We start from the raw sequence: 1,725 nt of genomic DNA, 5'->3' as shown, positions 1-1,725 counted from the left end.
CCCGTAACTCATTGCGCGAGAACGCGAATCTGTCGTCGGTGTCGGTGCTGGATGTGCTCAGCAGGAACATGGCCGATCCGCCGGCGCCGGGCTCGTTTGGGTTGATGATTGCGATGGGTCCGGCGTTCTGCTCGGAACTCGTGCTGCTCGGTTGGTAGGGTCGGCGTGGAAAACTCGTCCCAGGGCTACCCGTGACTGGCTTCGACGCGGACCTGCTGGTCGTCGGTGGCGGTCCGGGCGGACTTGCCACCGCGTTACACGCTCGTCGACAAGGACTTTCGGTGATCGTGGCCGAGTCGCGGGAAACGCCGATCGACAAAGCCTGCGGTGAGGGCGTGATGCCCGGCGGCCTGGCTGAACTCGCATCGCTCGGCGTCGACCCGGCCGGGCTACCGTTGCGCGGGATCGCTTACGTCAACGAGCATCGACGCGCCGAAGCGCGCTTCCGCGGGGGTCCGGGCCGCGGTGTCCGGCGCACAACCCTGCACGCGGCACTGGCTGCACAGGCGAAAGTGCAAGACACGGAATGGGTTTCGGCGCGGGTGACCAATATCGAGCAGGACATGGCCGGGGTGACAGCGGCCGGTGTGCGGGTCAGATGGCTGGTCGCCGCCGACGGTTTGCACTCCAGCGTCCGCTCCGCCGTCGGCGTCCGCGCGGTTGCGGGGACCCCTCGGCGCTACGGCGTTCGCTGGCACTTCTGCGCGCCGGCCTTCTCGGAGTTCGTCGAGGTGTACTGGTCACCGTTTGGCGAGGCTTACGTCACCCCGGTCGAACCGGATCTGGTCGGCGTGGCCATCCTGTCTCGCGGGCGGCCCGACCTGGCTTGGTTCCCCCAGTTGAGTCAGCGTCTGGGCGCGGCCACCCGGACCCGAGCACTGGGCTGCGGCCCACTGCGGCAGGTGGTTTCACGCCGGGTCGCCGGGCGGGTGCTGCTGGTGGGTGACGCCGCCGGATACGAGGACGCGCTCACCGGTGAAGGCATCAGCCTGGCCGTCAAACAGGCCGGCGCGGCGGTGGCCGCGATCGTCGACGGCAACCCGTCGTCTTACGAGACGACGTGGCGCCGGATAACTCGCAACTACCGGCTACTCACTCGTTCCCTGGTGCTGGCCACCGCAACGCGGGCCGGCCGGCGCGTGGTTGTCCCCGCGTCGGCGCTGCTGCCCGCTGCGTTCAGCCGAGCGGTGAATACGCTGGCGAAGTAACGCTCAGCGCGCCTTCCAGACCGGCGGACGTTTCTCCGCGAACGCCAGTGGCCCCTCTTTCGCGTCCTCCGTGCGCAACAGCGTGCCGAACTCGCGCGCGGTGCGGGTCCAGCCGGCTTCCTCGTCGGGGATGACGCCGTCGTCGGCACCACACGCGATGCGCTTGCTGGCCTGCACGGACAGCGGCGCGTTGACGGTGATCCGCTTGGCAAGTGCCAGCGCGGCTTCCAGCACGGTGCCATCTGCGACGACCTGGTTGATCAGCCCCCAATCCGCGGCCTCGGTGGCGCTGATCGGCTCACCGGTCAGCAGCATCTGCATGCCGACCTTGCGCGGCAGCTGCTGCGCGATGCGGAACACGCCGCCGGCGCCGGCCAGCAGGCCCACCTTGACCTCCGGCAGACCGAACTGCGCGCGCTCCTCGGCCACCACCAGGTCGCTGGCCAGCGCCAGCTCGGTCCCACCACCCAGCGCGGTGCCGTTGACCGCGGCGATCGTCGGCTTGTCGATGAAGTGG

2 protein-coding genes and 1 pseudogene are annotated in these 1,725 nt (G+C 69.4%); 2 read left to right on the top strand and 1 reads right to left on the bottom strand.

The features are described from left to right. Nucleotides 1–158: pseudogene (locus AC2VOG_RS20305) on the top strand (type III polyketide synthase); the annotation flags it as partial. A gap of 33 nt (nucleotides 159–191) precedes the next feature. After that, nucleotides 192–1,208 carry an NAD(P)/FAD-dependent oxidoreductase gene (locus tag AC2VOG_RS20300; RefSeq protein ID WP_486941616.1) on the top strand — a complete coding sequence of 339 codons (1,017 nt, stop codon included), beginning with the start codon at nucleotides 192–194 and terminating at the stop codon, nucleotides 1,206–1,208. A 3-nt stretch (nucleotides 1,209–1,211) separates the two neighbouring features. Here the strand turns inward: AC2VOG_RS20300 and AC2VOG_RS20295 are convergent. Continuing rightward, nucleotides 1,212–1,725, bottom strand: a 514-nt coding sequence (locus AC2VOG_RS20295) for an enoyl-CoA hydratase-related protein (RefSeq protein WP_486941615.1), incomplete at its 5' end; no start/stop codon positions are given.

This window comes from Mycobacterium sp. TH-M11 (genome assembly GCF_057473725.1).
This window is presented reverse-complemented; position numbering and strand designations above follow the sequence as displayed.